This is a genomic window from Flavobacterium bomense (assembly GCF_003970355.1).
The window spans coordinates 1-1,043 of the sequence record NZ_RYDJ01000277.1 but is presented as its reverse complement, the minus strand read 5'-3'; the positions used below and the strand labels follow the sequence as shown (position 1 = coordinate 1,043).

Below are 1,043 nucleotides of genomic sequence, written 5' to 3'. Positions count from 1 at the left end.
GTATTTATGCTTTGGCAGACAAAAAAGGAAAGCAAATTATAATCTCTGCCGAAGTAAAAGAAAAACGTGTTTTTATAACAGTTTCAGATAACGGATACGGCATTGAAACCGAAATTGCAGACAAAATTTTTCTTCCGTTTTTTACCACCCGAAAAGAAGGTGCAGGCATTGGCTTAACATTATCAAAAAACATAATAGAATCTCACGGCGGTTATCTGGCATTCAAAAATGAGGCTGGAAAAACCAGTTTTGTTATTTGTTTGATAGCATAAGTATAGCGCAAAAGCCGTAAAAATAAGGTTATTAACAGTAGTACTTTTTGTTAATAACTTAACGACTTAACTCTTGATTTTAGTCTTAAATTCCCTCTCGTTTTTATATATTTGCGTACGAGTCAAAAAAAAACATTTTTAGAGTAAATTTATATGAGCGACGAAATTAAAAAGGATAATTATTCAGCAGATAGTATTCAGGCATTAGAAGGAATGGAGCACGTAAGAATGCGTCCTTCGATGTATATTGGAGATGTAGGTGTTCGAGGACTACATCATTTAGTTTATGAGGTTGTAGATAACTCTATCGATGAAGCGATGGGTGGTCATTGTGATACCATCATAGTTGATATAAATGAAGATGGTTCTATTACTGTTGAAGATAACGGTCGTGGAATTCCAGTAGGAATTCATAAAAAAGAAGGTGTTTCTGCATTAGAGGTTGTGATGACTAAAATTGGTGCCGGAGGTAAATTCGATAAAGATTCGTATAAAGTTTCTGGAGGTCTTCACGGTGTTGGGGTTTCGGTGGTAAATGCATTGTCAAACCATTTGAGAGCAACGGTGCATAGTAGTGATGGAAAAGTATACGAACAAGAGTACGAAAAAGGAAAAGCGCTTTATCCAGTTAAACAAATTGGAGAAACTACCAAGAGAGGGACAATAGTAACTTTTTATCCGGATCCTTCTATATTTACTCAAACAGTAGAGTATTCTTATGATACATTATCAGGTCGTATGCGTGAGTTGTCTTATTTGAATAAGGGAATT

The 1,043-nt window shown here is 35.1% G+C and carries 2 protein-coding genes; both read left to right on the top strand.

What is annotated here, in order from left to right:
- A partial coding sequence (locus EKL98_RS17275) for a sensor histidine kinase (protein ID WP_233589515.1) occupies positions 1–272 on the top strand: 272 nt, incomplete at its 5' end.
- A 153-nt stretch (positions 273–425) separates the two neighbouring features.
- The coding region (locus EKL98_RS17270; RefSeq protein WP_233589513.1) for an ATP-binding protein at positions 426–1,043 on the top strand (618 nt) is incomplete at its 3' end.